The organism is Variovorax sp. FW301-JW7 (assembly GCF_058788795.1).
The window spans coordinates 590,872-617,416 of sequence record NZ_JBYTBC010000002.1 but is presented as its reverse complement, the minus strand read 5'-3'; the positions used below and the strand labels follow the sequence as shown (position 1 = coordinate 617,416).

The window sequence follows — 26,545 nt, the reverse complement described above, 5'->3', positions numbered from 1 at the left end:
AATTCAAACAGGCGTGAGCTTCGCCACCGACAGCGCCAGCCACTTCACGCCGTGGCGCGCGAACTTCACCTGCGCCCGCGCGTCGTCGCCGGTGCCTTCGAGCGCGGTCACCGTGCCCTCGCCGAACTTGTTGTGGAACACCTGCATGCCTGAGCGCAGGCCGTGCGACGGCGCGGTCTTCTGCGGCGGCACGGGCGGGCTGGCGAAGGTGTCCTTGCCGGCACTGCTGCCGCCACCACCGTAGCGGTTACCGCCGCCTCCACCACCGCCGTAGCCACCGGCACCGCCGCGCGTGCTGCCGTAGCCGCCGCCGTAACCGAAGGCCGAGGGCGCAAAGCCCTGGTTCTTCGGCGTGAGCCACTTGAGCGCGCTTTCCGGCAGCTCGTCGAAGAAGCGGCTCTTGACGTTGTAGCGGGTCTGGCCGTGCAGCATGCGCGTCTGCGAATGGCTCAGGTACAGGCGCTTGCGTGCCCGCGTGATCGCCACGTACATCAGGCGCCGTTCTTCCTCGAGGCTCTCGAAATCGCTCATCGAGTTCTCGTGCGGGAACAGGCCCTCTTCCATGCCGGTGATGAACACGCAGTCGAACTCCAGGCCTTTGGCGGCGTGCACGGTCATGAGCTGCACCGCGTCCTGGCCGGCCTGCGCCTGGTTGTCGCCCGACTCGAGGGCCGCGTGCGTCAGGAAGGCCGCGAGCGGGCTCAGCGTTTCGCCGGTTTCAGCATCGGGCGCCAACGGCTCGTCGAGCACCGGCCGGCTGGGGTCGAGCCCCTGGCTGGCGGGCGACTGGCGCAGCTCGTCGACCGGCAGCGCCACGGCGTCGCGGCCGAAGCCTTCCTGCGTGACGAAGCTTTCGGCCGCGTTCACGAGTTCGTCCAGGTTCTCGAGGCGGTCGGCGCCTTCGCGATCGGCCTTGTAGTGTTCGACGAGGCCGCTGTGGTCGAGCACCAGCTCGATGATCTCGCGCAGGCTCACACCTTGTGTCTGCTCGCGCAGCACGTCGATCTTGGCGACGAAGGCCGTGAGGTTCGAGCCGGCCTTGCCGCCGACCGCGCTCACCGCGTCGTGCAGCGAGCGTCCGGCAGCGCGTGCCGCGTCCTGCAGGCTTTCGAGCGTGCGTGCGCCGATGCCGCGCGGCGGGAAGTTGACGACGCGCAGGAAGCTGGTGTCGTCGTCCTTGTTCTCGAGCAGGCGCAGGTAGGCCAGCGCGTGCTTGATTTCGGCGCGCTCGAAGAAGCGCAGGCCGCCGTACACGCGGTACGGCACCGAGGCGTTGAACAACGCCGTTTCAATCACCCGGCTCTGCGCATTGCTGCGGTAGAGCACGGCCATTTCCTTGCGGTCGAAGCCGTCGCGCGCCAGCTGGCGCATTTCCTCGACCATCCACTGCGCCTCGGCGAGGTCGGTGGGCGATTCGTACACGCGCACCGGTTCGCCCGGCCCCTGCTCGGTGCGCAGGTTCTTGCCCAGGCGCTTCTTGTTGTGGCTGATGAGCTCGTTGGCCGAGTCGAGGATGTTGCTGTAGCTGCGGTAGTTCTGCTCCAGGATGATCTGGTGGCGCACGTCGAACTCGCGCACGAAGTCGGTCATGTTGCCCACGCGCGCACCGCGGAAGGCGTAGATGCTCTGGTCGTCGTCGCCCACGGCGATCACGCTGTTGTGCTCGCCCGGCGTGAAGTGGCCGCCGGCCGCCGTGTGGCCCGAGAGCATCTTCAGCCACGCGTACTGCAGGCGGTTGGTGTCCTGGAACTCGTCGACCATGATGTGACGGAAGCGCCGCTGGTAGTGCTCGCGCACCGGGTCGTTGTCGCGCAGCAGCTCGTAGCTGCGCAGCATCAGCTCGCCGAAGTCGACCACGCCTTCGCGCTGGCACTGCTCTTCGTACAGCTGGTAGAGCTCGACCTTCTTGCGGTCGTCGTCGCTGCGCGCTTCCATGTCGCCGGGGCGCAGGCCGTCTTCCTTGGCGCCGGCGATGAACCACTGCGTCTGCTTGGCCGGAAAGCGCTCGTCGTCGACGTTGAACTGCTTCATGAGGCGCTTGATGGCCGAGAGCTGGTCTTGCGTGTCGAGGATCTGGAAGGTCGAGGGCAGGTTGGCCAGCTTCCAGTGCGCGCGCAGCAGGCGGTTGCACAGGCCGTGGAAGGTGCCGATCCACATGCCGCGCACGTTGACGGGCAGCATCGAGGTCAGCCGCGTCATCATTTCCTTGGCGGCCTTGTTGGTGAAGGTGACGGCCAGGATGCCGCCGGCGGACACCTGCCCCGTCTGCAGCAGCCACGCGATGCGGGTGGTGAGCACCCGCGTCTTGCCGGAGCCGGCACCGGCGAGGATGAGGGCATTGCCCGCGGGCAGCGTGACGGCAGCAAGCTGCTCGGCGTTGAGGTTGTTCAGCAACGGCGAGGCAGGGCCGCCCGTATCGGCTGCGGACGCGCCGGAAAACAGGTCGTGAGGGAGCATGGGGCCCATTGTAGAAAGCTGCCCCGCCGCGGGCGCCGCCGGACCCGGTTGCCCCTGCGGGCATGACCTGGATCAAGGCAGTGCCCACTGGCGTGCGCCGGCCCGCCGCGCTTGCGACAGATCAAGCGAGGCGGCGGTGCCCGGCGGGAGACTGCCGTCCAGTTGCCGGCCCTGCGCGCCGGCCGTCACTGGAGAACCCATGCCCAAGAAATTCGCCCCCGCCTGCCTCGCCGCCCTGCTCGGCGCCATGGCCGCCCTGCCGGCCGCGGCGCAGGAAGCACAAGGCAACTGGCTGGTGCGCGCCCGCGCCGTGTACCTGAAGCCGGCGAACCACTCGGCCCCGGTGGCCGACCTGTCGATTCCGGCCGATGCCATCACCATCAACAGCAAGACCATTCCCGAGCTCGACGTCACCTACTTCTTCACGCCGAACATCGCCGCCGAACTGGTGCTGACGGTGCCGCAGAAGCAGACGGTCACCGTGCAGCAGAGCGCACTGGGCGGCCCGGTGGACATCGGCACCTTCAAGCACCTGCCGCCCTCGCTGATGCTGCAATACCACTTCATGCCCACCGCGAAGGTCCGGCCCTACATCGGCGCGGGCCTGAACTACACGCGACTGAGCAGCGTCAATCTGCAGGTGCCGACGGTCGGCCGCCTGCAGCTGCAGAACGAGAGCTTCGGCTTCGCGCTGGGCGCCGGCGTCGACATCGAGGTGGCGAAGAACACCTACCTCAACCTCGACGTGAAGAAGCTGCGCATCCGCAGCGCCGTGAACATGAACGGCGTGCAGCTGTCGACCGTGAAGGTCGACCCGTGGCTGTTCGGCGTGGGCATCGGCTACCGGTTCTGACGAAGAACCGCACCACGGTCGTCGGGTATACGCAGCAACCCATAGGGTCAATACGCCCCGGCAACTTGCGCATCACCGCCATGGCCGTAAAATCAATCACCGGGCCCAAGTTTCTTGCGTCCGGTTTTTTTTGGCCGTCATTTTCATGACGCGACCACGAGAACCGGCCGGACCAAGCGCTCATTCGTTCCACTCAACGATTCCTTTCTGGAGCCTGGTCATGCAAATCTTCGATTACGACAACATCCTTCTGCTGCCGCGCAAATGCCGCGTGGAAAGCCGCTCGGAATGCGACGCCAGCGTCACGCTGGGCGAGCGCACCTTCCGCCTGCCGGTGGTGCCTGCCAACATGAAAACGGTGGTCGACGAGTCGATCTGCCTGTGGCTCGCGCAGAACGGCTACTTCTACGTGATGCACCGCTTCGACCTGGACAACATCCAGTTCGTGAAGGACATGCAGGGCAAGGGCGTGTTCGCCTCGATCTCGCTGGGCGTGAAGAAGCCCGACTACGACACCGTCGACCAGATGGTGGCCCAGGGCCTCGTGCCCGAATACATCACGATCGACATCGCGCACGGCCATGCCGACAGCGTGAAGAACATGATCGGCTACCTCAAGGCCAAGCTGCCCAAGTCGTTCGTGATCGCCGGCAACGTCGGCACGCCCGAAGCCGTGATCGACCTGGAGAACTGGGGCGCCGACGCCACCAAGGTCGGCATCGGCCCGGGCAAGGTCTGCATCACCAAGCTCAAGACCGGCTTCGGCACGGGCGGCTGGCAGCTGTCGGCGCTCAAGTGGTGCGCGCGCGTGGCCACCAAGCCGATCATTGCCGACGGCGGCATCCGCGACCATGGCGACATCGCCAAGAGCATCCGCTTCGGCGCGTCGATGGTCATGATCGGCTCGCTGTTCGCGGGCCACGAAGAGTCGCCGGGCAAGACGGTCGACGTCGACGGCACGCTCTTCAAGGAGTACTACGGCTCGGCCAGCGACTTCAACAAGGGCGAGTACAAGCACGTCGAAGGCAAGCGCATCCTCGAGCCCATCAAGGGCAAGCTGGCCGACACGCTGGTCGAGATGGAGCAGGACGTGCAGAGCTCGATCAGCTACGCGGGCGGCCGCACGCTGATGGACATCCGCAAGGTCAACTACGTCACGCTGGGCGGCGACAACGCCGGCGAACACCTGCTGATGTGAGCACGACGGGCGGCCCTCCGCCCGTCTTCGCCCGTCTTTCTTTCAGGCCTCGAGCAACTGCACCGCGTAGCGGTGCAGCGCGTGCGCCGGATCGGCCAGCGCATCGACCACGCCGAAGTGGTCCAGCCCCGGCAGCACCTCGCACACCGGCACGGTGTGTCGGCCCCAGGCCTCGCGGATCATCGCGTTGTGGCGCAGGAACTCGGCGCTCTCGTTGCCCCCCACCGCCGCATAGAGCTGGCCGCGCGCCGGCGCAGGCCACAGCGCCGGGCTCGCACGCCGCGCGTCGGCATCGGTGAGCTTCAGCGTGTGCTCAAGGAACGGCGTGCGCTGCAACGGCCGCAGGTCGAACAACCCCGACACCGACAACGCATTGCGCACGAGTTGCGCGGGTAGATCGGGCGCGACCGCCTTCCAGTCGCAGGCCAGCAACGCCGCCGCCATGTGGCCGCCCGCGGAATGCCCCGCGACGGTGATGCGCGACGGATCGCCGCCATACGCCGCCACATGGCGCCAGGTCCATTCGAGCGCCCGCACCATCTGCAGCAGGATACCCGGCACCGTCACCGGCTGGTCGGCCGGGCCCGGGCACAGCGCGTAGTTGGGCTGCACCACGCAGATGCCGCGGTCGTGGAACGCGGGGCTGATGAACGAATGGTCCTTCTTGTCCATCGCGCGCCAGTAGCCGCCGTGGATGAAGACCAGCACCGGCGCATCGGGCACGGGCGCCGGGAAGACGTCGAGCGTTTCGTTCGGGCCGGTGCCGTAGGGCACATCGATGCGGCACGGCAGGGTGTCGCGCGCCGCGGCGGAATCGCGCCCCCAGCGCGCGAAGTACGCGGGGTGGTCCTTCACCCGCGCCAGGTTGTTGTACATGCCTTCCAGCCAGGCGGGATCGTGCGCTTCCATGCGGTGCTTGCTCCTAGTTTTTCCGGGGCGCATCTTGGCACGGCCGCGTGCATGGAATTGCCCGGCTGGATAAAATGTGGGGTGTGTTGGGGGGGTAGCTCAGCTGGGAGAGCGCCGCGTTCGCAATGCGGAGGTCGTGAGTTCGATCCTCATCCTCTCCACCAACCGACCCAGCAAAAAGGCCTTGGCAATCGCCAAGGCCTTTTTCGTTTGCAGCTGTGCGCTGCCGCCGGGAAATATCAGGTCAGGCGTCGAGCGTCAGGTGCTGGCCGTGCAGCGCCGCGGCGCCCGGCGATGCCAGGAAGCCGATGGTCTGCGCCGCGACCGAGGTGGAAACCCACTCGGCCGGGTTCGCGTCGGGCATCGCCTGGCGGTTGGCCGGCGTGTCGAGCACGCTGGGCGCGACGCTGTTGATGTTCACGCCGTGCGGCGCGGCCTCGGCCGCCATCGATTCCACCAGCCGCTGCAGCGCGCTCTTCGACGCGATGTATGCCGCCATCGCCGGCAGGCCGCGCGCCGCCACCTTCGCCGTCACCGCGATGATGCGGCCCGCGCGGCGCTCGATCATCGAGGGCAGCACGGCCTGCGTCACGGCGACGAACGACCAGGCGTTGAGGTTCATCATCCGGTCCCAGCTCGCGCGCGTGAGTGCGTGCGTCGCCTCGCCCATCTCGAAGCCGCCGGCGATGTGCACCAGCGCGTCGACACGGCCGAAGGCCTGCAGCACCTGGCCGGTGAGCGCGGCCATGTCGGGCGCCGAGGTCACGTCGCCGGCCAGCAGCAGGTGCTGCGAGTTGTCCAGGCCCGGGAAGACTTCGGCCAGGCGACCGGCGTGGTGATCGACCAGCGCGAGCCGCGCGCCCTGGTCAAGAAAGTGCTGGGCCACGGCCCGGCCCAGCGCGCCCGCGGCGCCGGTGATCAGGACATGGGGCGTGTTGCTTGCATCGCTCATCGAAAACTCCTCGGATAGGGGGTGGGGCGGGGCCCCGACGGTCGCGCATCCTAACGCTCTCGTACAAATGTGCAGAAAATTTTTGAAGTCCCAAAAAGATTGGTATATACTCGTGGTCTTGCCAGAAAACACTAACGGTTTTCAAAGCAAGGGCTCTTAGCTCAGTTGGTAGAGCAGCGGACTCTTAATCCGTAGGTCGAGTGTTCGAGTCACTCAGGGCCCACCAACCAACATCGCGGCAACGCTGGAAAGCCTGCTACCCACAAGGTAGCAGGCTTTTTTCATGGTGCGTTCGCTTGTACGTTTGCTTGCGCCGACGCGCCCCTTCGCAAGCCCCTCCCCGACATCCCGTGAAGAAATCCAAACCTGCGCCATCGCCGACATCCTTCGACCTCAAGCAGCACTGGCATTGGGGCCGCGGCATGCGCCAGTTGCGCATTGCCGACTTCCTGAAAGACGGCCGCCTGCTGGTCCCCGGCGACCTCACGGGCGAAGGCCCGGCCACCGATGACGGCACCGGCGCGCTGCGCACCGTGGGCGGCGTCCAGGTCGGCAGCGCCGACTACGCCACCGGCCTGATGTGGGTCGGCCGCAAGCTGCGTGAAGGCGATCTGCCGAGCAAGAAGCCCCAGGGCTGACGCAGCTACGGCGCCGTGACGCGCCGAAGAAACTGCAGCGAGCGCTCCAAGGCAAGTCGCCCCGGCGCATCGTCGAGGTTGAACTGGTACTCGTGCGGCAACGCCGGCGTCTGGTCGGCGGGGAAGAACAGGCTGTCGACCTGCACGCCTTTGGCGACCAAGGTCTGCGCCATCGACCGCGACTGCCCTTCGAGCGGATCGCCGTTGCCCGCGGTGATGAACGACGGCGGAAAGGCCCCGGTCACATAGCGGCGCACCGACGCGGTCTCGAAAGCCGGTGCGTTCTGGAAATCCTTGCTGCCGCTGTACGACCAGAACACGGTCCGCAGGAAGCCGCCGAAGGCGCCGTCGAGCCTGGCCTGCGCCGCGTCGTAGGCGCCGCAATGCAACAACATGCCGCGCAGTTGCTCGCGCGCGATGACGGGCGTGAGGCCGACGGCCTTTGCATAGCTCGGCACCGCCACCGCGTTCGCGACCTGCGCGACGATGTGCGCCCCCGCAGAGTCGCCGGCCAGCACGAGCCGCGTCGGGTCCACGCCGAGCCTCGCCGCCTCGCGCACGAGATAGCCCAGCGCCGTGTTCACCTGCCGCACGGGTACTGGATAGCCTTCCCCGGGCGCGATCGAATAGCCGACCGCCACCACGGTGAAGCCCTGCCCCGCCAGCACGCGCGCGTAGTTGGCCACGTCACGCCGGTGGCCCGAGACCCAGGCGCCGCCATGCACCCACACGATGGTGGGCAATGGCCGGACGCCCGCCGAGGCCGGACGGAACACGTCGAGGTAGGCATCCGGGTCGGCTTCGTCGTAGGGCTGGTCGAGCACCGCCGAGATGCCGGGCGGCACATGCTTTTGCAGCGACTGCGATGCGGCGTCCGATCCCTTGCCGAAGGCGTAGCGGATCATCAGCACCGAGGGCCACGGGCTCCACTGGAATGCGGCATAGCCCACGATGGCAAGGCCGGCGATGACACCGAGGGTGCGGAGCAGGATCTTCTGGAGCTTCACCGTGGGGGCGCCTGCACCGGACGGCCCGGCGCTTCAGGGTGCGCAGCCCGCATTCTGCTTGGCTTGCTGCACGAACGCCCCCGCTATGCTCGCCTCACATGCCGCCATCGCCCTCCTCCACTCACAGACAAGCGCCCCGCCATGCCGCGCGCATGCTGTGCGCTGCCCTGGCGTTGACGGCAATGCCGGCCTTCGCAACGGCCGCCGCCGGCTGCCTTGCCACGGCCTCGCACATCCCGCCACCGCCCCGCGCCCTGGCGATGGCGGCGCTGGCCCGGCAGGAACATTCGGCCTTCGGCGGCCAGACGATGGATGCCGAAGGCCGGCTCACCGAGTCCGGCGATTCGGAAGCGGAAGACACGCGCCATGCGCCCGGTGCGCTGCCCGCGTGGCAACGCGTGCTGCGCTACTGGCGCGCGGTCGATCCGCCGAACGAACGGCTGCCTTACCTCGTGCGCTTCGGCGCCCTGCGCGCGGCCGACCGCACGCTGTTGACCGAGGCGCTGAACCAGGCGAGCACCGCGCGCCTGGCGGGCCTGGGCGTCGGCCCCGACCAGGGACTGAGCACGTCGGACCAGCGCGCCCTCGAGGTGGCCCTGCAGCGTGTCGCGGTGATCGACACGCCCTGGTCCGCCGCATTCATCAGCTGGGTCGCACGCGAGGCCGGTCTCGGCGCCGACGAGTTCGTCTTTTCCGAGGCCCACGTCGACTACGCGGGCGCCGCATGGCAGGCCGGCCTCGACGAGGCCGCGGGCCGCGCGACACCACAGGCCCTGCGCGCCTGCGACCTGATGCGCACGCCGCCGCGCCCGGGCGACCTGGTCTGCCAGGCGCGCGGCGCAAGCGGTGCTGCGCTCGACAGTTTCGAAAAGATCGGAGAGGTGCTGGCCGGACGCCCCACGGGCGGCGCGCCGCTGCCGATGCACTGCGATGTGGTGGTGAACGTGGACGACGCGGGCTTCGACACCGTGGGTGGCAACGTGCTGCAGTCGGTCACCTGGCGGCGCCTGGCCTTCGCGCCCGGCACGCGGCTGCTGGACCCGAGCTACCTGCCCGAAGGCTGCACGACGGGCGGCGTGGCGTGCGTCGATCGCCACATGAGCCGGCAGCCGTGGTCGCTGCTGCTGCAGTGGCGTTGAAAGAAAGAGAAGAGAAGCAGGAACGGCGGCGATGCGCCGCCAGCCATCAGTCGCGGTAGTACACCTCGACAGCGCCCTTGAGCTTGATCAGCAGCGGATAGCCCTTGCGGTCCAGCGTGCGGCCGGCGGGTACCTTGATCCAGCCTTCGCTGATGCAGTATTCCTCGACGTCCAGGCGGTCCTTGCCGTTGAAGCGGATGCCGATGGGGTGCTCGAAAATGGCGGGAATGTGGTGCGGGCTGCGCGGATCGGTCGAGAGGTGATCGGGCAATGCGGGCTTGGAGGTGGCTTCTTCGGTCATGGGGAAACGGGTTTCTGAATCGACCCGAATGATAGAACCTGCCGCCCTCCCCGCTTCGCAGCGTCTACCGCCGCTTCTTCCAGGCCTTGGCGGGCGGCTTCGGCCCGAAGCCCAGCGCGGCCCGCGCAAGCGCGTCGGCCTCGGCGTTGCGGTGGCGCGGAATCCATTGCACGTGCGCTTCGTCGAAGCCCTGCAGCAGCGTGCGCGCCTCGTCGAACAGCGGCGCCATGCGCACGATCGGCCGCACGTCGGCACCGCCGCTCAACTGTTCGACCAGCGTGCTGTTGTCGCTGTAGGCCTGCACGGTGGTGGCGCCGCGCGCCTGCAGTTCGCGCAGTGCGAGCGTCAGCGCCCGCAGCTCGGCCTCGTTGTTGCAGCCCGTGGTGTGCGTGGCCTGCGAGAAGGTGTGGCGGGTGCCGTCGGGCTGGGTGATGACGACGCCGACGCCCATGCGCCCGGGGTTCGGCATGGCACTGCCGTCGCAATGGACGACCCACGGGGGAAGGCGCTCGGGCGCAGCAACGGTCATGAAGAGGAAGAAAAAGGCGAAGGCGACGAACGCGCTCAGCAGTTGCTGCGCTTGATGCCCGCGAGATTGCAAGGCCGCTGGCCGGGCGGCGGTCCGGGGTCGTGCGGCGGACGCGGCGGCCGGGGGTGATACCCGGGGCGCGGCGGGCCGTAGTACGGATCGCCGCCCCAGATGTAGGTCGGTGCCGGATCGACCGCGGGCGCCTCGCCCACCGGGTAGCGCGGAATGATCGCCGGCCCCGAGGGCGCGGGCTGCGATGGCGGTGCGGACGGTGCCGCGTAGTCCGGCCGGCGAGGCTCGGCCTCCTCGGACGGGGCACGCGACGGTGCAGACGGCGGCTCGTCGATCCGCAGCTGCCGCGACTGCCTGGTGCCCGACGGGCAGGTGCCATCGGTGTAGACGATGCGGCCGTCGGCGTCGGTGCAACGCACCACCTCCGCCTGCGCGGCCGGTGCGGCCACGACGAGCCAGAGCAATGAAACAAGAAGGAAGGTGGGCGAGCGCATGGAGACGCTCTTTGTAACAGTGCGCGGCCGCGCGAACAAGCAAAAGAAAGCGCGGGAGCCGCTCACGCCTTCTCGTCGAGGGACCGCCGCCGCGGCCCTGGCACGAAGGCCGGCGTGCGCGCGATGTAGTCGCGGTACGCGGGCCGCCGCTCGCCGATGTCGGCCTCAAGCATCCGCACGCCCGACACGCGCAGCAGCAGCCAGGTCATGAGCACCGGCGACACCGCGCTCCATGCCCCGGCCCAACCCGCGCCGGCCATCGCGATCAGCCACAGCCCCCACCAGACGCAGGCCTCGCCGAAGTAGTTCGGGTGCCGGCTGTGGCGCCAGAGCCCGCGGTCCATCACCTGCCCGTGGTTGGCGGGGTCGGCACGAAAGCGCGCCATCTGCGCATCGGCCACGGCCTCGAAACCGATGCCGCACAACGCCAGCGCGATGCCCGCCATGTCGAGCCAACCCAGCGACGTGGGCACCGCCGCCATGCCCACGAACAGCGGCGCCGACACGACCCACGCCAGCACCGCCTGCAACCCGAACACGAGGTACAGGCTCTTCCATCCGAAGTGCGGCGCGTTGCGTTCGCGGATCGCCTGGTAGCGGCGGTCTTCGCCGTGGCCCCAGTTGCGCCACGTGATGAACACGCCCAGCCGCAACGCCCACGCCCCCGCGAGCACCGCCATCCACCATCCGCGCACACCGGTCGCCGGCAGCAGCGCCAGGTACACGAAGCCAGCGCCCGCGATACAGGCGGACCACACGCGGTCGACCAGGCTCGCATCGCGCCGCGCCAGGCTGACAAGCCACGTCAGCACCGCCAGCATGGCGGTCCAGCCGAGCCCCGCGAGCGCGATCTGCAGCGTGCTCATGCGCGGCGCGGCTCGAACAGGTAGTGGCTCACCCACCAGCGCTGCCCCTGCTCGAAGCCGAAGAGTTCCGCCACCGACATGAAGAACAGCCGCCAGCGCGTCCACCACAGGCCGGCGTCGGCACCGTAGGTGGCCTGGAACAGCGGACGCAGCGCCTCGCGCCGCTCGTCCATGTTGCGCAGCCAGGCCTCGGCCGTGCGCTGGTAGTGGTTGCCGGCCCAGCGCCAGCGGCGCAGCAGGCGCAGATCGTCCTGGCAGTACAGCGCGAGGTCGTCGCTGGGCATCATGCCGCCCGAGAAAAAGTAGCGGCTCATCCAGTCGCTCGCGTCGCGCACCTCGAAGGGGTACGGCGCCTCGCGGTGCGCGAACACGTGCATGAAGAAGCGCCCCTGCGGCCGCAGCCAGCGCGCCACGTTGGCGAAGGCCTGCGGCCAGTTGCGCAGGTGCTCGAACATCTCGACCGACACCACGCGGTCGAAGCGCTGGTCGGTGTCGAAGCGGTTGATGTCCTGCGTGAGCACCCGCACGTTGCCCAGCCCGCGCCGAGCCGCCTGCGCCTCGATGTAGGCGCGCTGCGACTGCGAATTCGACAGCGCCGTGATCCGGCTACCCGGGTAGCGCTCGGCCATCCACAACGTGAGCGAGCCCCAGCCGCAGCCCAGCTCCAGCACGTCCTGCCCGTTGGCCAGCCCGGCGCGCTCGCAGGTCGCGGCCAGTGCGGCGGCCTCGGCCTCTTCGAGCGTGCGCGTGCCTTCGGGCCAGTAGCAGCTGCTGTACTTGCGGTGCTGGCCCAGCACCTCGCCGAAGAAGGCGGCCGGCACTTCGTAGTGCTGTTCGTTGGCCTTCTCGGGCAGCGGCGCCAGGTGCGCCGCGCCCATGCCGGCGACGAAGTCCTGCGTCAGCTCGGCCGCCGCCAATGCGTTGCCGGCGTGCAGCTCGGTCAGCCGCTCGCGCAGCAGGCGGCGGATGCCCCGGCGGACCACGGCGTCGGGCACCAGGCCCCGTTCGACCCAGCGGATGGCGAATGCGATGTCCTGCGGCATGACGGTGTGCTCCTCGGCAAAGGCACGTCGGGAAGCGTGCCACAGGCACCTGTACGCGGGGAAACTGGTTTTGGATGAGCTTCGCGGTGGAGAAAAAGTCGATGCCGCCGCGAGCGTCAACGCGACGGGGTTCGCACCCTCTTCCTGGCCGGGGGAGCGGCCTGCGTGGTGATGTGCGGGTAGTGCTCGAAGGTATGTTTCATCACATCGCGCAGCCAGACCACGGCCGGGTCGTGATGAAAGCGCGGATGCCAGTGCTGGTTGAGTTGAAACTGGGGCACGGGCACCGGCGGCTCGAAGATGCGCACCGTGCCCATGCGGGCGAAGACCTCCCCCAGCTCGCGCGGCACGGTCGCGAGCAGATCCGGGTGCTGGTCCATCAGCAGCGGAACCATCAGGAAGTGGGGCGTCGTCACGGCCACGGTGCGGCGAACGCCCTGGTCTTCCAGCACCTTGTCGTAGCTCTCCGCCAGATGGCCGGTGAGCGAAACCACGATGTGCCGCATCGCTTCGAAGCGCTCGCGCGTGAGGGTGGCGCCGATGTCCTTGTTCCGCGTGCTGGCGATGGTCACGATGGGGTGCAGGAACAGGCGCTGATGAAACAGCCCTTCGGGCGCCGCACGGATGGACCCCACCGCCAGATCGGCCTCGCCTGACGCAAGCAGCCCTTCGACCTGCTCGAGCGGCACCTGCAGCGTGCGCAGCGAGCAGCCGGGCGCCTCTTTCTTGAAGCGCTCGAGCAGCGGGGGCAGGAACACCAGCTCGCCCATGTCGGTCAGGCACAGGGTGAAGATGCGCTGCGCCAGCGCAGGCTCGAAGCGGGCGCCGGCCAGGATCTGCTGGCGCACGGTGGCCATCACCTCGACCACCGCGGCGCGCATGCCCTCGGCCTTGCGCGTCGGTGCCATGCGGCTGCCGACCTTGACGAACAACGGGTCGTCGAAAAAAGCGCGCAGCCGGTTGAGCGCGTGGCTCATCGCACTCTGCGTCAGCCCGAGGCCCTGCGCGGCCTTCGTGACATTGGCCTCGCGAAACATCGCGTCGAAGACCGCCAGCAGGTTCAGGTCGAGGTTTTCCGCATGCATGCGGCGCATTCTAGAAATGACTGGCATGACGTTGATACATGAGAACCCTCGCCCTACGCTGTGCCCATGCCGTGACCCGAACGCGGCGAACAACAAAGGAGACGCCCCATGTTCATCAAAAACACCTGGTACGTGGCTGCCTGGGACAACGAGCTCACGCCGCAGGGCCTGTTCGCCCGCACCATCATCGGCGTGCCCGTTCTCATGTACCGCAAGGACGACGGCGAGATCGTCGCCATGGAAGACCGCTGCTGCCACCGCGGTGCGCCCCTGTCGGTGGGGCGGCGGGAAGGCAACTGCGTGCGCTGCATGTACCACGGCCTGAAGTTCGACGCCTCGGGCCAGTGCATCGAGGCCCCGGCCCAGAAGCGCATTCCCATCCAGGCCAGGGTGCGCACCTTTCCCGTGGTGCAACGCCATCGCTGGGTCTGGATCTGGATGGGTGCCGCCGACAAGGCCGACCCGGCGCTGATTCCCGACACACCCTGGCTGGACGACCCGAACTGGCGCAGCCTGGACGGCTACATCCACTACGACGTCAACTACCTGCTGATCTGCGACAACCTGCTGGACTTCTCCCACCTGCCCTTCGTGCACCCGACCACGCTGGGCGGCAGTGCGGACTACGCCGCCGCCCAGCCCAAGGTCGAACGCATCGACCACGGCGTGCGCATCACCCGGTGGGCCCTCGACACCGAGCCGCCGCCTTTCGCCCAGGCGGTGAAGGACTGGGGCAGCAGGGTCGACCGGTGGAACATCTACAACTTCACCATCCCCGCCATCCTGCTGATGGACTCCGGCATGGCGCCCACCGGCCAGGGCGCCGCCGAAGGCAACCGCGACGGCGCGATCGAGTTTCGCGGCTGCCAGGCCATCACGCCCGAGACGGAAAACTCCACCCACTACTTCTTCGCGCATCCCCACAACTTCGCCATCGACCAACCCGAAGTCACGCACTCGATCCACCAGGCCGTGGTGGACGCCTTCGATGAAGACCGCGACATCATCACCGCGCAGCAAAAGAGCCTGGCGCTGGCGCCCGGCTTCAAGATGATGGCCTTCGGCATCGACGCCGCGCTGAACCAGTTCCGCTGGATGGTCTCGCGCCGGCTGGAGGAAGAAGCGCTCGAAGAAGCTGCGGGCCGCCCCGCCGCCACAGCAGCGCCCGAACCCGCCCGGGCCTGAGCCATGAAGCTCCTCGTCACCCGCCTCACGCACGAGGCGCAGGATGTGCTCGGCCTGGAGTTGCGTGCGCAGGACGGTGCCGCGCTGCCGCCCTTCACCGCGGGCGCCCATGTGGACCTGCTGCTGCCCGGCGACATCCGCCGACAGTATTCGCTGGCCAACTCGCCGCTGGAGCGCCACCGCTACGTGCTCGGCGTGGGCCTGGCGCCAGCCTCGCGCGGCGGCTCGGCCTTCGTTCACCAGCGCCTTGCCGTGGGCGATGTGCTCGAGGTGGGCGCGCCGCGCGCGCTGTTCGGCATCGACCCGGCCGCCACCGAGCATGTGTTCGTGGCCGGCGGCATCGGCATCACGCCCCTCCTGAGCATGATCCTCTGGTGCGAGGCCCACGCCAGGCCCTGGAAGCTGCTGTACTGCATGCGCACGCGGGCCCGTGCCGCCTACGCGTGGACGCTGGCGCGCCACCCTGACCGCGTGCAACTGCACGTGGACCAGGAAGCGGCAGGCACGCCGCCCGACCTGGCGGGCTGGCTGACCGGCGCGGCCCCGGGCGCCCACGTCTACTGCTGCGGCCCCGAAGGGCTGATGAACGCGGTCGGCGCGGCTGCAGGCGTTGCCGGCATCGACAAGGCGGCCACCCATTTCGAACGCTTCGCGCCGCCGGAACCCGCCACGCCCCTGGCGCCGGCCGGCAGCTTCACCGTGGTGCTGCATCGCAGCGGCCAGCGGATCGAGGTCGCGCCGCAGCAGAGCCTGCTCGATGCACTGGAAAGTGCGAACGTCAGCGTTCCCTTCTCGTGCCGCGAAGGCATGTGCCGCAGCTGCGAGGTGCCGCTGCTCGAAGGCGAGGCCGAGCACCGCGACTTCGTGCTCAGCGACGAGGAGCGCGACAGCCACACCTGCATCCTGCCCTGCGTGTCCCGCGCACGGAGCGCCGTGCTCGTTCTCGATCTCTGACGTTCCCCCCACAGCACCAACGACTCAACCCCACCACTGGAGACAACCATGTTCAGAAAAATAACGGCCGCCTGCGCAGCGATCACGCTGGCGCTGCCCATCGCCGCGCAGGAAAGCTACCCCTCGCGGCCGATCCGCCTCGTCGTGCCCTACGCCGCCGGCGGCGCGACCGACTTCGTCGCGCGCACCCTCGGCGACCGCCTCTCGAAATCGATGGGGCAGCCCGTGGTGGTGGACAACAAGGCGGGCGCGGCGGGCGCCATCGGTGCCGGCGAAGTCGGCCGCGCCAAACCCGACGGCTACACGCTGCTGATGACCATCACCGATTCGCAGATCAACAACACGGCGCTGTTCAAGACCCTGGCCTACGACCCGCAGAAGGACTTCGTCGGCGTCACGCAGGTGGTGCGCAGCCCGGCGCTGATCTCCACGCACCCCGGCACCGGCATCAAGAGCATCGAAGACCTGAAGGCCAAGGTGGCCAAGGGCGTGAAACTGAGCTACGGGTCCTGGGGCGTCGGCGGGCTGGGCCACCTGGCCGGCGAGAGCCTCAACCGCGCACTGAATGCCGGCATGGTGCATGTGCCGCAGCGCGGCGAAGGGCCCGTGGTGACCGACCTGCTGTCGGGCACCATCGACCTCGGCCTGTCGTCGGTGCCCAGCGCGATGCAGCATGTGCCGACGGGCAAGGTCGTGCCGCTGGCCGTGCTGGGCCGCCAGCGCTCCACCACGCTCCCGCAGGTCCCGACCATGAACGAGCTGGGCTTCAAGGACCCGCTCTACGACACCAACGTCTGGGTCGGACTGCTGGCACCGGCGAAGACGCCGCAGCCCATCGTCGACAAGCTGGCCCGCGAGGTGCGCGCCATCGTCGGCTCGCCCGACGTCAGCCAGCTGTTCGTGAGCCGCGGCTTCGAGATGATGAACAGCACGCCCGAGCAGTTCGCGGCGTCGTACAAGGAGGAGTTCAACGTCATCACCCGGCGGATGCGCGACCTGGGCGTCGAGGCGCAATGAGGCAGGCGACCGCCCGGCGCCCATGAGGCACGTCACGTCGCCATGAACGCCGACGGATTCTGCCCGAGCCGCTTTCGGAACATCGTGGAGAAGGCGCCCGGGCTGTCGTAGCCCAGCTGAAGCGCCACGGTGGTCACCGACTGGCCCCTGGCCAACTGGGCCATGGCCGAAAGCAGGCAGGCCTGGCTGCGCCATTCGGCGAACGTCATGCCCGTGTGCAAGCGAAAGAACCGGCTGAACGTGCGTTCGCTCTGGTGCAGTTGCCGCGCCCAGGCGAGCGGAGGCGTGCGCACGTCGGGCTGGTGCAGGAACGCGATGCACAACGCCGCCAGACGTTGATCGCTGGGCAGCGGCGCAAAGAAGGGCAATGCAGCCGCACGGCGCACCTCCTGCAGCAGCAGCGACATCAGCAAGCCATCGCGGCCCCGCTCGTCATACAGCGCCGGCACGTCGATGGCCTCGATCAGCAGCTGCCGCAGCAAGGGCGACACCGCCAGCACTTCGCACAGCGAACCGCCGCGCGGTGCCGACGCGGGCTCGATGTAGAGGCTGCGGGTGCTGACGCCCACCATCCTCACCCGGTGCGGCTTGCCGGCGGGAATCCACACGCCGCTGTGGGGCGGGACGACCCACGCGCCATCGTCCGTGCCCACCTCCATCAGCCCGGTGGCGCCGTAAAGAAACTGGGCGCGGCGATGGCTGTGCATTTCGAGCACGGTGCCCGGCGCGTAGTCGGTGCCGATGGCCAGAACGGCACGCGGCGTGAGGTCGAGGGCGTCGAGGGACTGGTTGCGCACAGCGAATCGGTGGGTTGGCCGGAACGCAAATATTGTTGACCGAAGCGCGCACGCGCGCCAAGCCACCCCGCTCTAGCCTCGAGGCTTCTTTCTGTGTCGATGGAGCTTCTCGTGTCGTTGTATCTGTTGTTGGTGGTGTGTGGATGCCTGACGGGCGTCACCACCGTGCTGTTCGGTTTCGGTGGCGGGTTCGTCGTGGTCCCGTTGCTGTACCAGCTCTTGTCCCAGCTGAACGCGCCTGACAGCGCCGTCGGGCAGTCGGCCATGCAGATCGCCGTCGCCACCTCCACGTGCGTGATGATCTTCGGCGCACTGCTGGCCACCTGGCGCCATCAGCGTGCGGGGACGCTCGACTGGTCGCAAGTCCGGCCGCTGCTGGGCGCCCTGGGTGCCGGCGCGGTGCTGGGTGCGCTGGCCGCCACCGCGGTGCATGGGGAATGGCTGCGCTGGACATTTGCGGCGTACCTCGCGCTGACCATCGGGGACTGCTGGCTCCGGCCCGGCTTTCTTTCGCCGGCTGCGGCGCCCAAGGCCGCGCCCTCTGCCACGGCCACGACGCTGTCGGGGCTGGTGATCGGTGGCATCGCCGCATTCCTCGGGGTCGGCGGCAGCGTGATGACGGTGCCCCTCATGCGCCGCCGCGGCATCGAGATGCGCCGCGCGACGGCCATGGCCAACCCGCTGTCCCTGCCGGTGGCGCTGGCGGGCACGGCCACCTACGTGGCCTTGTCGACCACATCGACGCCGTCGTTCGGGCCATGGCATCTGGGGTACGTCGACGTGCGCGCAGCGGCGACGCTCGTGGTGGGCTCCTGGATCGGCATTCGCGTCGCCGCGCTGTGGATCGGGCGCATTCCAGACCGACTCCACGCCAAGGTCTACCTGGCCTTGCTGATCGTGGTTTTCCTGGCGATGGTGGTGCGCTGACCGCGTGGGCCTGCGCGGCCGCCTCAGGCGTTCCCTAGGCGACAGGCGCAGCGCACAGTCTTTGCCATCATCGCGAATTCGACTGCCGCCTGCCGCCTGCTACACGGAGCCCTCCCCCATGACCTCGCCTTTCACCACCACCGCCCTGGGCCTGTGCGGCCCGCTGCGCCAGCCGCGCCAGATGCTGGCCGACCAGACCTACGACGACCACAAGTCGATCCACGACGACGCGACGGCGGAAAACCTGGGCTTGCGCGCCGGGCCGATCGAGGGGCCGACGCACTTCAGCCAGTTCGATCCCCTGCTGTTCCACGTGTTCGGCCAGGCCTGGTTCGAGACCGGCTGCATCAGCGCTCATTACCAGAACATGGTGGTCGAGGGCGAATCGGTGCGTGCCTTTGTCGACCTGCCCGCACCCGGCGCCACTTTCGTGCGCCTGCGTGCCGAGAAGGCCGACGGCACGCCGGTGCTGACCGGCACCGCATCGATCGGCGATGCGTCGCAGCACCCGCACGAGCTGCGCCAGCGCATCGCGAAGCTGCGCCCGGCCCAGGGCCTGGTCATCAACCGCGACCTGCGCGTGGGCCAGCGCGGCGCCGTCGTCGAGAAGATCCGCATGGGCTTCGACCAGCACATGGGCGACCACTACCCCTTCACGTTGGCGGACAAGCTCAAGGTCATCACCGAGCCCTGCGACTGGTACACGCCCGAAGGCGGCAAGGGTTCGCCGTGGGGCCGGGCGATCATCCCGACCGAGATGATCAGCGTGCTGCTCGGTTCCACCAGCGCCGAGGCACAACTGAGTGGCCGCAAGCCGGCGGTGGGTCTGTTCGCCGGGCAGGAGATTCGCCTGATCAAGGGCCCGCTCTTCGTGGATCAGGACTACGAACTGGAACGCGAAATCATCGCGCTGAGCGAAAGCGCGCGCACCGAATCCGTGTGGATACGCACCCGGGTGTACGAGATGCCGTCGCGCACGCTCGTGGCCGAGATGATCCTCAATGGCGCGACGATGAAGGCCTCCTACCCGAACTACGAAGCCGAGGCCAAGGAGCTGGGGCTGGCCTGAGCGCGGCATCGGCCCTGATCCATCGGGGCAGAATCCTCTCTTTTTGGGTGCCGTATGCCAGCTGTACTTGAAGGGGGTTGCCTCTGCGGCAAGGTCCGATTCAGCACGAGCCAGCCGCCGCTGCGCACGTTCGCCTGCCATTGCAGCTTCTGCCAGCGCATGACCGGCACGTCGTTCTACGCCGAGTCCCTCTTTCCGATGGACGACGTGCAGTTCAACGACGGCGAACTGCGGCAGTACGCACATCACTCGGATGGCAGCCACAAGCAGGTCTTCGTTCATTTCTGCCCCTCGTGCGGCACGACGATCGGCCTGACCTTCGAACGCTGGCCCGACGTGCGTGCCATCTCGCGCGGGTGCTATGACGATCCGAATGCGGTCGAACTCACGAGCCACATCTGGACCCGCTCTGCGCAAAGCGGTGTGGCCTTGCCGGCCGACGTGGATTGCTTTGCCAGGGCGCGGGCCACGCTGGATGGCGTGCCCGAAGTGGCGTCACGGCATGAAGCGCCTGTGCTGGCTCGGCCGTCGAGCCCGCCCCTTCCGTGAAACACAGAAGCAAGGTCATCGTGGTGGGCGGCGGCATCCTGGGTGCGTCAGCCGCGTGGCATCTGTCCAGGGCAGGTGCTGCAGTCACGTTGATTGAACGCGCCCCCGACGATCTCTTTTCTGCGACCGCCTCGTCTTTCGGATGGGTCGGCGCCAGCGCGAGCACGCCTTCCGACAACCCGGCAGCCTTCGCCCAGAGGTTGAGGGCGCTGGAAGAGTTCGCCCGGCTCGAGCGCGAACTCGGTCCGTTGCCGATCGCAGCGCGCGGCGCGCTGCTCTGGAGGTCTACGGAAGATGAAACGGCCGCCATGATTGCCGAGCATCGAGCCGCCGGCACACGGATGGAGCGACTCACTCGCGCCCAGGTCGCCGAAATGGAACCGCTGCTTGCAGAGCCACCCCCGCTCGCTGCCTGGGCGCCCGGCGACTTCGCGTTGGAGCCCGCCGCCTTCGCACGCCAGCTGCTGGCAGGCGCGCAGGCTGCGGGGGCACGCATCCGCCACGGAACGGCTCAAGCCATCGAAGCCGCAGGCCGTCGGATCACAGGTGTCGTGATCGACGGGCAGACACTGCCTGCCGACACGGTGGTGCTCGCCAACGGCCATGGCGCGCGCACGCTGGCCGCAACGGTCGGCGTCGACCTTCCGGTCCATGCATCGCCGGCCGTGTTGATTCGATTCGGTGCGCAGGCGCAGGGCATTCGCCACCTGATCTGCGCGCGGGACATGGAGCTGCGCCCCGCCCTGGGAGGCGGCCTTGTGTCTGCTGCCGACTGTCCAGAAGAAGGCGAGGCCGGCCTTCCTGCCCTTGCCGCGCGAACGGGCAACGCCATTGCGCATCTGCTTGGGGCCGCGACGGTGCCATCGCTTCTGTCCATCAACGCCGTGCAACGTCCCATGACCACCGACGGCAGGCCACTTTGCGGCGCTGTGGGAAAGATCGACGGCTTGTATGCCGTGGTCGCGCACCCCGGCGTGATCCTTGCCCCGCTTCTGGGTCGGCGCTGCGCCGAAGCTGTCCTGGGTTCTTGACTGCGGCAGGGCCTGCAAGGTTCGCGAGCGCTTCGACAACGACACGGCTTGGACTACAGCCGGCCACCATGGTCTTCCGAGCGGCAGTCAGGCACGCAGTTGCCATCGACGATCACTGCGCAGGGCGACCGGTGAGGAAGGCGACGCACGCAGCAAGCAGGTCGCCGCAACGGAATGCCCCCACGGCATATGCCTTCATGCGTATGTCGTTCGACTTGTCACGACCAGCGTCCTCATGACTTTGGTCATTTCAGGTTCGAGATCGTCCGCACTAACATGCCCGGACCATGGCCACTGCCACACCATTGCCGTCACATGCCGCACCGTTGCGCAGCGAGGCCGGCATTGCCATCCCCGCGCGGGGCATCCTGGTGGTCGACGACCACGAGTTGGTGCGACTGGGCCTGCGGGCACTGCTGCTGGCAGAGACCGGCAGCGTGCCGGTGTACGAGGCACGCTGCCTCGCCGACGCATTGCACCTGTACGAACTCCATGTCGCGTCGCACTTCCTGGTGCTGCTCGATCTCGACCTGCCCGACTCCCAGGGACTGGACACCCTCGTGCGCTTCAAGCGCGCCTTTCCCGCATCGCGCGTGGTCGTGCTCTCGGGCAAGGACAGCCACGCGCTGCTGCAGGGGGCGATGGCGCTCGGGGCGCAGGCCTTCCTGCCCAAGACCGGTCACCTGGGCGAGGTGCTGCGCTACGTGCGGGACAACGACCTGGTCGGCATGCCAGCCCGGCTGCCTGCGGCTCCCGTCACTGCGCACACGCAACCGGCGACGGCCGAATTGCAGCCGCAGCCGCAGCTCAATGCGCGCCAGGTCGAGATCCTCGACTGGCTGCTGGCCGGCAAGTCGAACAAGGAGATCGCGCAGCTCTCGCGCCTGACCGAGGGCACGGTCAAGAACCATGTGTCCACCCTGTTGCTGCTGTTCGGCATGCGCTCGCGGGCCCAGCTCATCAGCAGCCTGAGGTGATCCCCGCGCGCGGTGCGGCCTTCGACGTGGCGATGCCCGCATGCCTGCGATGAATGACGACCTGCATCCGCCCGCGCTGGCCCAGCGGGTGCTGCGCGAGCAGGTGGCCACGGTGCATGCCAACGCGCCGGCCGCCTACCTCGCGGACTTCCTCACGGCGCAGACGCTGGGCATCGGCCTGTTCGTGGCCACGCGGCGCTGGCAGGTGCTGCTGTGGATGGCGCTGCACCTGGCACTGACGCTGCGGCGCGCGTACCGGCGCTACCAGCGCAGCCCCGATGCGGCGGCCCACCCCGAGTACTGGGCCCGCTTCAATGCACGCAACGTGCTGATGCGCTCCTGCGTCTGGGGCCTGGCGCCCTGGCTGTGCGTGCCGCCGGGGCGCAACCTCGGGCTGTGGGTGATGGTGATCGTCATGATGATGGGCGGCTGCGCCGGCGGTGCGCTGTCGCTGGCCGTTCTCAAGCGCAACATCCCCCGCTTCATCGTGCCCAGCATGGCGAGCCTGACCCTGGCGCTGGCCTGGCGCGGCGACACCGTGCACCTGTTCCTGGCCACCGGCTGCCTGCTGTACATGGGCGTCATGATCATCTTCGCGCTGCAGCACCACCGGCTGCTGACCGCCGCGCTGACCATGCGTTTCGAGAAGGAGGCGCTGGCCGAGCAACTGAGCCACCAGATTGCCGCCACCCAGCGCGCCAGCGAGGAAAAAACGCGCTTCCTTGCCGCCGCCAGCCACGACCTGCGCCAGCCCCTGCACGCCATCGCGCTGTTCGGCGCCGTCATCGAGAAGAAGCTCCAGGGCAGCGACGAATGGAACCACGCGGCGCGGCTGATGGATGCGGTCGGCACGCTCGGCGATTCGCTGGACACCCTGCTCGACATCTCGCGGCTGGACGCCGGCGAGGTGTCGCCGCAGATCCGCCCCGTGGAACTCAACCCGCTGTTCCTCGCGCTCAACAACGTGTTCGCGGCCCAGGCGACCGACCGGGACCTGCAATTGCGATTGCGCGCCACGCCGTGCTGGGTGCTGAGCGACCCGCAGCTGTTGCAGCGGCTGCTGTCCAATCTCGTGGACAACGCGCTCAAGTACACGCCGCGCGGCGGCGTGGTGGTGGCCGCCCGTGCGCGCGGGCCGCTGGTGTGGATCGACGTCTGCGACACCGGCATCGGCATTCCGCACGAGCACCTGGGCCGCATCTTCGACGAGTTCTACCAGGTCGGGAATCCGGGGCGCGACCGCGCGCAGGGGCTGGGCATCGGCCTGTCCATCGTGCACCGGCTCTCGCGCCTGATGGCGCACCCATTGCAGGTGCGCTCGCGCCTGGACCACGGCAGCCGCTTTCGCCTGGTGCTTCCGGCGGTGTCGGCCTCGGGCGTCGCGCCGCTCGCCGTGCGCCCGGACGCTGCCTTGCCGTTGCCGCAGCGCGTGCTGCTCATCGACGACGAAGCCGCGATCCGCCAGGCCGTCACCGGGCTGCTGCAGGCCCACGGCGTGCGCATCGACGCCGTGGCCAGCGAGGCCGAAGCCGAGGCCGTGCTGGTGCAGGCCCCCCATGAAAGTGCCCCGGTCGACGTGCTGTTGTGCGACGTGCGCCTGGCCGACGGTGCCGACGGACTGGCCGCTGCGCTGCGCCTGCGCGCACGCTTCGGCCCCGGCTTGCAGGTGCTGTTGATCACCGGGGAAACCGCGCCGCGGCGACAGCAGCAGATGCTCGAATCCGGGCTGCAGGTGCTGCTCAAACCCGTGGCCGCCGACAGGCTGCTGCAGGCCCTGGCCTCGCTGACCCCGCACGACACGACGCACGCACGCAAGCGCTCCTGAGCACTTTTTTTCTCGCCAGGTCGATGACCTTCGACACTGGATTGCAGGTAGCACCGACCCTACCGTGGAGGCCTTCTCATCCACTCCAGCTGAAAAAAGGAAGGCCTCTCATGAACACCCCTCGCCCCGTTTTCCGTGCATGGCGCACACCCGCCGCGCTGCTGATGATGAACCTCGCGCTGGTGGCTTGCGGTGGGGGTGGGGGCGGAGGCGGCGGCTTCCCCGGCTTCGCTGTCGCGCCAGCACCGGCCCCTGCGCCTGCAGCCCAGGACACACCGCCGCCCACACCGGAAGACACCACGCCCGCCATCACGACGCAGCCCTCCGACACCACCGTGGGCCAGGGCGTGGCCGCCACGCTGAAGGTCCAGGCCACGCGCGCCACGGCCTACCAGTGGCAGCGCAGCGCGGATGGCGGTGCCAGCTGGACCGATGTCTCCGGCGCCACCGGCGACAGCTTCACCACGCCAGCCAACCAGCTGGCCGACAGCGGCCAGCAGCTGCGCGTGCAGGTGACGGGCGCCAGCGGCAGCGTGACCAGCCATGCCGCCACGCTCACGGTCAAACCCTGGGTCGCCACCGTGCTGGCGACCACCGGCGTGACCTACAACCACCCCTACCAGCTCGTCCTCGACGCCAGCGGCGCGAACCTCTACGTGGCCATGGGCGGCAACGGCTCGGTCTACCGCATCGACACGGCCAGCGGCACCGGCACCGAAGTCACGCCGGGGTCGACCATGAATACGCCGTATGGCCTGGCACTGGCCGCCGACGGCACCCTGTACGTGAGCGACCAGCACCGCATCAACAAGATCGCCCCCAACGCCACGACCTACAGCACCTGGGTCGGCGGTGGCACGAGCGGCTATGCCGACAGCCCGGCCACGCCGATGTTCAACAACCCCGCCAGCATCGCGCTCGACGGTGCAGGCAATCTGTTCGTGGCAGACCTCGGAAACAAGCGCGTGCGCAAGGTCGCAGCCGATGGCACCACGAGCACGCTCGCGGGCGACGGCACGCAGGCCAACCTGGACGGGGTCGGCACCGCTGCCCAGTTCGCCCGCCCGCAAGGCCTGGCGATCAGCCGCGACGGCCGCACGCTGTACGACACGGACACCGACAGCCTGTGCCTGCGCAAGATCGACGTGGCCAGCGCCACCGTGAGCACGCTGCTGGGCGATTGCGCCAACGGCGGCGTGGTCGACGGAACGGCCGCCACGCCGGCCAAGCTCGGCTTCTCCTACGGCGTGACGGTGGATGCGCACGACAACGTGTTCCTGACCCATGCCTGGGACGGCGTGGCGCGCGTGGTCACGCCTGCGGGCGAGATCAGCACGCTGCGCGACAGCACCGGCGCGGCGATGGCGTTCAACTTCCCGATCGGCGTGGCAGTGGCCAACGACGGCAGCGTCTACGTGGGCGCCTCCAACGGCAACCAGATCTTCAAGCTCACGCTGGCACCCTGAGAGAGCGCCGAGGGATCTTCGGCTCGCAGCGTGCGAGCCGAAGACCCGGCGAGCGACATGTCCCGGCCGCCTCCCCTACCGGCACTCGTTCCAGTACCCATCCGGGTTCGCCTCCAGCGGCGTGGCGATCCGCTTGAGCGACGTGCGGCCCTGTGCATCCTTCGCGACCACGAAGATGTTCCCGTCCTGCACCGGGAACCCGTTGCGCAGAAACTTGAAGCCGCTGCGCACCGACGCAAAGTTGGCGGCATTGAGCGCGTTGCGCAAGGCACCGCGATCGGCGACGGAGCCCTTGGTCTCCCTCAATGCGCTGTCGATCAGGAGCGCCGCATCGAAACCTTGCGCCGCGTACTGCGAGGGAATGCGCCCGTGCTTCTTTTCGAAGGCTGCAACAAAAGCCTTGCTCGTCGGGCTCGGCAGGTCGGGGCCCCAGACCGCGCCGGCCAGCACACCAAGCGCGGCCTCCTTGAGCAGTGGCAATGTCGTGCCATCGACCGTGCCCACGGTCAGCAAGGGCACCTTGCTCAGCAGGCCCGAGCGGTTCATCTGCTGGATGAAGTTCACGCCCATGTCGCCCGGCAGGAAGGCCACCACCGCATCGGGCGCGACGCGCTGGATCTGCGCCAGCGCCGCCGCGTAGTCGGTCTGCTGGGGCGGGACGTAGATTTCGCTGATCACCTCGCCCGAGTAGTAGCGCTTGAAGCCGCGCAGCTGGTCCTTGCCCGAGGCGTTGTCGGGCGCAATGAACAGCGTCTTCCAGTAGCCCTTGTCGACCGCGTAGCGTCCCACGATCCCGGCCTGGTACTCGTCCTGGTACGAGGCGAAGACGAACCGGGTGTTGCACTGCTTGCCGGCGATCGGCGCGGGGCCGGCATTCGAGCCGACGAACAGCATGCCCGCCCGGGCCATCGGCTTGGCCATGGCCATCATCACGTCGGAGAAGGTCACGCCGGTGACGAAGCTGACCTTGTCCTTCTCGATCAGGTTCTGCACCAGCTGCGCCCCGCGCTCGGGGTTGTGCTGGTCGTCTTCCTTGAGGACCGTCACGGGCACGCCGCCGAGCATGCCTTGGCGTTGCTCGACCGCCAGCATGAAGCCGTCGTACTGCTCCTGCCCGAGCGCGGCTCCGGGGCCGGAGAGCGTGCCGATGAAGCCGATGTTGACCTGCGCGGAAACGGCCCATGCCGCGGCGCCCAAGGTGCAGGCCACGAGGGCCGTGCGGATGCGGTGGATCAAGATGTTCCTTGTGAATGAGTGAAGCGAGT

Annotated in this window: 26 protein-coding genes and 2 tRNA genes; 16 read left to right on the top strand and 12 right to left on the bottom strand. The window is 68.5% G+C overall.

Translation table 11 applies throughout. The features are described from left to right. Positions 1–3 precede the first annotated feature (3 nt). A complete protein-coding gene (locus tag AC3WQM_RS07910) occupies positions 4–2,457 on the bottom strand; it encodes a UvrD-helicase domain-containing protein (RefSeq protein WP_307694475.1) in 2,454 nt (817 codons plus the stop codon). A gap of 199 nt (positions 2,458–2,656) precedes the next feature. On the opposite strand from AC3WQM_RS07910, the gene AC3WQM_RS07905 reads away from it, so the two are divergent. Together AC3WQM_RS07905 and AC3WQM_RS07900 are read left to right on the top strand one after the other, a co-directional pair. Continuing rightward, complete coding sequence (locus AC3WQM_RS07905; RefSeq protein WP_492677762.1) at positions 2,657–3,310, top strand: OmpW/AlkL family protein; 654 nt, start codon at positions 2,657–2,659, stop codon at positions 3,308–3,310. A 220-nt stretch (positions 3,311–3,530) separates the two neighbouring features. Then, positions 3,531–4,508 (top strand): GMP reductase, encoded by a 978-nt coding sequence (locus AC3WQM_RS07900; RefSeq protein ID WP_095744259.1) that lies wholly within the window; start codon positions 3,531–3,533, stop codon positions 4,506–4,508. 42 nt (positions 4,509–4,550) lie between these two features. Here AC3WQM_RS07900 and AC3WQM_RS07895 read toward each other — a convergent pair whose 3' ends face one another. Continuing rightward, positions 4,551–5,417 (bottom strand): alpha/beta hydrolase, encoded by an 867-nt coding sequence (locus AC3WQM_RS07895; RefSeq protein WP_492677760.1) that lies wholly within the window; start codon positions 5,415–5,417, stop codon positions 4,551–4,553. Positions 5,418–5,505: 88 nt separating this feature from the next. On the opposite strand from AC3WQM_RS07895, the gene AC3WQM_RS07890 reads away from it, so the two are divergent. Then, positions 5,506–5,581: transfer RNA gene (locus tag AC3WQM_RS07890), tRNA-Ala, on the top strand. Between the two features lie 80 nt (positions 5,582–5,661). Here AC3WQM_RS07890 and AC3WQM_RS07885 read toward each other — a convergent pair. Beyond that, entirely contained in the window at positions 5,662–6,369 is a 708-nt protein-coding gene (locus tag AC3WQM_RS07885) for an SDR family NAD(P)-dependent oxidoreductase (RefSeq protein ID WP_489061801.1), read from the bottom strand. A 150-nt stretch (positions 6,370–6,519) separates the two neighbouring features. Here AC3WQM_RS07885 and AC3WQM_RS07880 point away from each other — a divergent pair. Further along, positions 6,520–6,595, top strand: a tRNA-Lys gene (locus AC3WQM_RS07880). Between the two features lie 124 nt (positions 6,596–6,719). Beyond that, positions 6,720–7,007: a hypothetical protein gene (locus tag AC3WQM_RS07875; RefSeq protein ID WP_492677758.1), complete on the top strand. Its 288-nt coding sequence runs from the start codon at positions 6,720–6,722 to the stop codon at positions 7,005–7,007. A gap of 5 nt (positions 7,008–7,012) precedes the next feature. Here the strand turns inward: AC3WQM_RS07875 and AC3WQM_RS07870 are convergent, their stop codons facing one another. Beyond that, the gene (locus AC3WQM_RS07870) at positions 7,013–8,014 is read right to left on the bottom strand and encodes an alpha/beta hydrolase (RefSeq protein ID WP_492677756.1); all 1,002 of its coding nucleotides are present in this window, start codon (positions 8,012–8,014) and stop codon (positions 7,013–7,015) included. Positions 8,015–8,196: 182 nt separating this feature from the next. Here AC3WQM_RS07870 and AC3WQM_RS07865 point away from each other — a divergent pair, with 182 nt between their 5' ends. Beyond that, complete coding sequence (locus AC3WQM_RS07865) at positions 8,197–9,153, top strand: DUF2272 domain-containing protein (RefSeq protein WP_492677754.1); 957 nt, start codon at positions 8,197–8,199, stop codon at positions 9,151–9,153. Positions 9,154–9,199: 46 nt separating this feature from the next. On the opposite strand, the gene AC3WQM_RS07860 is transcribed toward AC3WQM_RS07865, so the two are convergent. From AC3WQM_RS07860 to AC3WQM_RS07835, 6 genes are all read right to left on the bottom strand, one after another. Further along, a complete protein-coding gene (locus AC3WQM_RS07860) occupies positions 9,200–9,454 on the bottom strand; it encodes a DUF3297 family protein (protein ID WP_099795789.1) in 255 nt (84 codons plus the stop codon). Positions 9,455–9,518: 64 nt separating this feature from the next. Then, positions 9,519–9,983, bottom strand: a complete 465-nt coding sequence (locus AC3WQM_RS07855; protein ID WP_492677752.1) for a ribonuclease HI family protein — start codon at positions 9,981–9,983, stop codon at positions 9,519–9,521. Positions 9,984–10,018: 35 nt separating this feature from the next. After that, entirely contained in the window at positions 10,019–10,489 is a 471-nt protein-coding gene (locus AC3WQM_RS07850; RefSeq protein ID WP_492677750.1) for a DUF4124 domain-containing protein, read from the bottom strand. 62 nt (positions 10,490–10,551) lie between these two features. Next, a complete protein-coding gene (locus tag AC3WQM_RS07845; RefSeq protein ID WP_492677748.1) occupies positions 10,552–11,355 on the bottom strand; it encodes a DUF1295 domain-containing protein in 804 nt (267 codons plus the stop codon). Next, positions 11,352–12,398, bottom strand: coding sequence for an SAM-dependent methyltransferase (locus AC3WQM_RS07840; RefSeq protein WP_492677746.1), 1,047 nt, complete (start codon positions 12,396–12,398; stop codon positions 11,352–11,354). Before AC3WQM_RS07840 ends, AC3WQM_RS07845 begins: the two co-directional genes overlap by 4 nt. A gap of 116 nt (positions 12,399–12,514) precedes the next feature. Beyond that, positions 12,515–13,483 (bottom strand): LysR family transcriptional regulator, encoded by a 969-nt coding sequence (locus tag AC3WQM_RS07835; protein WP_492677744.1) that lies wholly within the window; start codon positions 13,481–13,483, stop codon positions 12,515–12,517. Positions 13,484–13,591: 108 nt separating this feature from the next. Here AC3WQM_RS07835 and AC3WQM_RS07830 point away from each other — a divergent pair, with 108 nt between their 5' ends. Genes AC3WQM_RS07830 through AC3WQM_RS07820 form a run of 3 tightly spaced genes read left to right on the top strand, consistent with a single transcriptional unit; the run spans position 13,592 to position 16,639 of the window. Then, on the top strand, positions 13,592–14,668 hold the full coding sequence (locus AC3WQM_RS07830) for an aromatic ring-hydroxylating dioxygenase subunit alpha (protein WP_492677742.1): 1,077 nt from the start codon (positions 13,592–13,594) through the stop codon (positions 14,666–14,668). Positions 14,669–14,671: 3 nt separating this feature from the next. Next, complete coding sequence (locus tag AC3WQM_RS07825) at positions 14,672–15,622, top strand: PDR/VanB family oxidoreductase (RefSeq protein WP_492677740.1); 951 nt, start codon at positions 14,672–14,674, stop codon at positions 15,620–15,622. A gap of 48 nt (positions 15,623–15,670) precedes the next feature. Next, complete coding sequence (locus AC3WQM_RS07820; RefSeq protein WP_492677738.1) at positions 15,671–16,639, top strand: Bug family tripartite tricarboxylate transporter substrate binding protein; 969 nt, start codon at positions 15,671–15,673, stop codon at positions 16,637–16,639. 32 nt (positions 16,640–16,671) lie between these two features. On the opposite strand, the gene AC3WQM_RS07815 is transcribed toward AC3WQM_RS07820, so the two are convergent. Further along, the gene (locus AC3WQM_RS07815; RefSeq protein WP_492677736.1) at positions 16,672–17,436 is read right to left on the bottom strand and encodes an AraC family transcriptional regulator; all 765 of its coding nucleotides are present in this window, start codon (positions 17,434–17,436) and stop codon (positions 16,672–16,674) included. Positions 17,437–17,535: 99 nt separating this feature from the next. Between AC3WQM_RS07815 and AC3WQM_RS07810 the strand changes: the two genes are divergently transcribed. The 7 genes from AC3WQM_RS07810 (at position 17,536) to AC3WQM_RS07780 (ending at position 25,280) form a co-directional block, all read left to right on the top strand. Beyond that, positions 17,536–18,363: a sulfite exporter TauE/SafE family protein gene (locus AC3WQM_RS07810; RefSeq protein WP_492677734.1), complete on the top strand. Its 828-nt coding sequence runs from the start codon at positions 17,536–17,538 to the stop codon at positions 18,361–18,363. A gap of 118 nt (positions 18,364–18,481) precedes the next feature. After that, complete coding sequence (locus AC3WQM_RS07805) at positions 18,482–19,432, top strand: hypothetical protein (protein ID WP_492677732.1); 951 nt, start codon at positions 18,482–18,484, stop codon at positions 19,430–19,432. A gap of 54 nt (positions 19,433–19,486) precedes the next feature. Further along, positions 19,487–19,981 carry a GFA family protein gene (locus AC3WQM_RS07800; RefSeq protein ID WP_492677730.1) on the top strand — a complete coding sequence of 165 codons (495 nt, stop codon included), beginning with the start codon at positions 19,487–19,489 and terminating at the stop codon, positions 19,979–19,981. Beyond that, positions 19,978–21,012: an NAD(P)/FAD-dependent oxidoreductase gene (locus tag AC3WQM_RS07795; RefSeq protein ID WP_492677728.1), complete on the top strand. Its 1,035-nt coding sequence runs from the start codon at positions 19,978–19,980 to the stop codon at positions 21,010–21,012. The genes AC3WQM_RS07800 and AC3WQM_RS07795 overlap by 4 nt, the downstream gene beginning before the upstream one ends. 287 nt (positions 21,013–21,299) lie before the next feature. Beyond that, entirely contained in the window at positions 21,300–21,989 is a 690-nt protein-coding gene (locus AC3WQM_RS07790; RefSeq protein WP_489061846.1) for a response regulator transcription factor, read from the top strand. Between the two features lie 40 nt (positions 21,990–22,029). Then, positions 22,030–23,814: an ATP-binding response regulator gene (locus tag AC3WQM_RS07785; protein WP_492677726.1), complete on the top strand. Its 1,785-nt coding sequence runs from the start codon at positions 22,030–22,032 to the stop codon at positions 23,812–23,814. A gap of 110 nt (positions 23,815–23,924) precedes the next feature. Further along, complete coding sequence (locus AC3WQM_RS07780; RefSeq protein WP_492677724.1) at positions 23,925–25,280, top strand: DUF8696 domain-containing protein; 1,356 nt, start codon at positions 23,925–23,927, stop codon at positions 25,278–25,280. A 75-nt stretch (positions 25,281–25,355) separates the two neighbouring features. Here the strand turns inward: AC3WQM_RS07780 and AC3WQM_RS07775 are convergent, their stop codons facing one another. Further along, positions 25,356–26,516: an ABC transporter substrate-binding protein gene (locus AC3WQM_RS07775; protein WP_492677722.1), complete on the bottom strand. Its 1,161-nt coding sequence runs from the start codon at positions 26,514–26,516 to the stop codon at positions 25,356–25,358. Positions 26,517–26,545 lie beyond the last annotated feature (29 nt).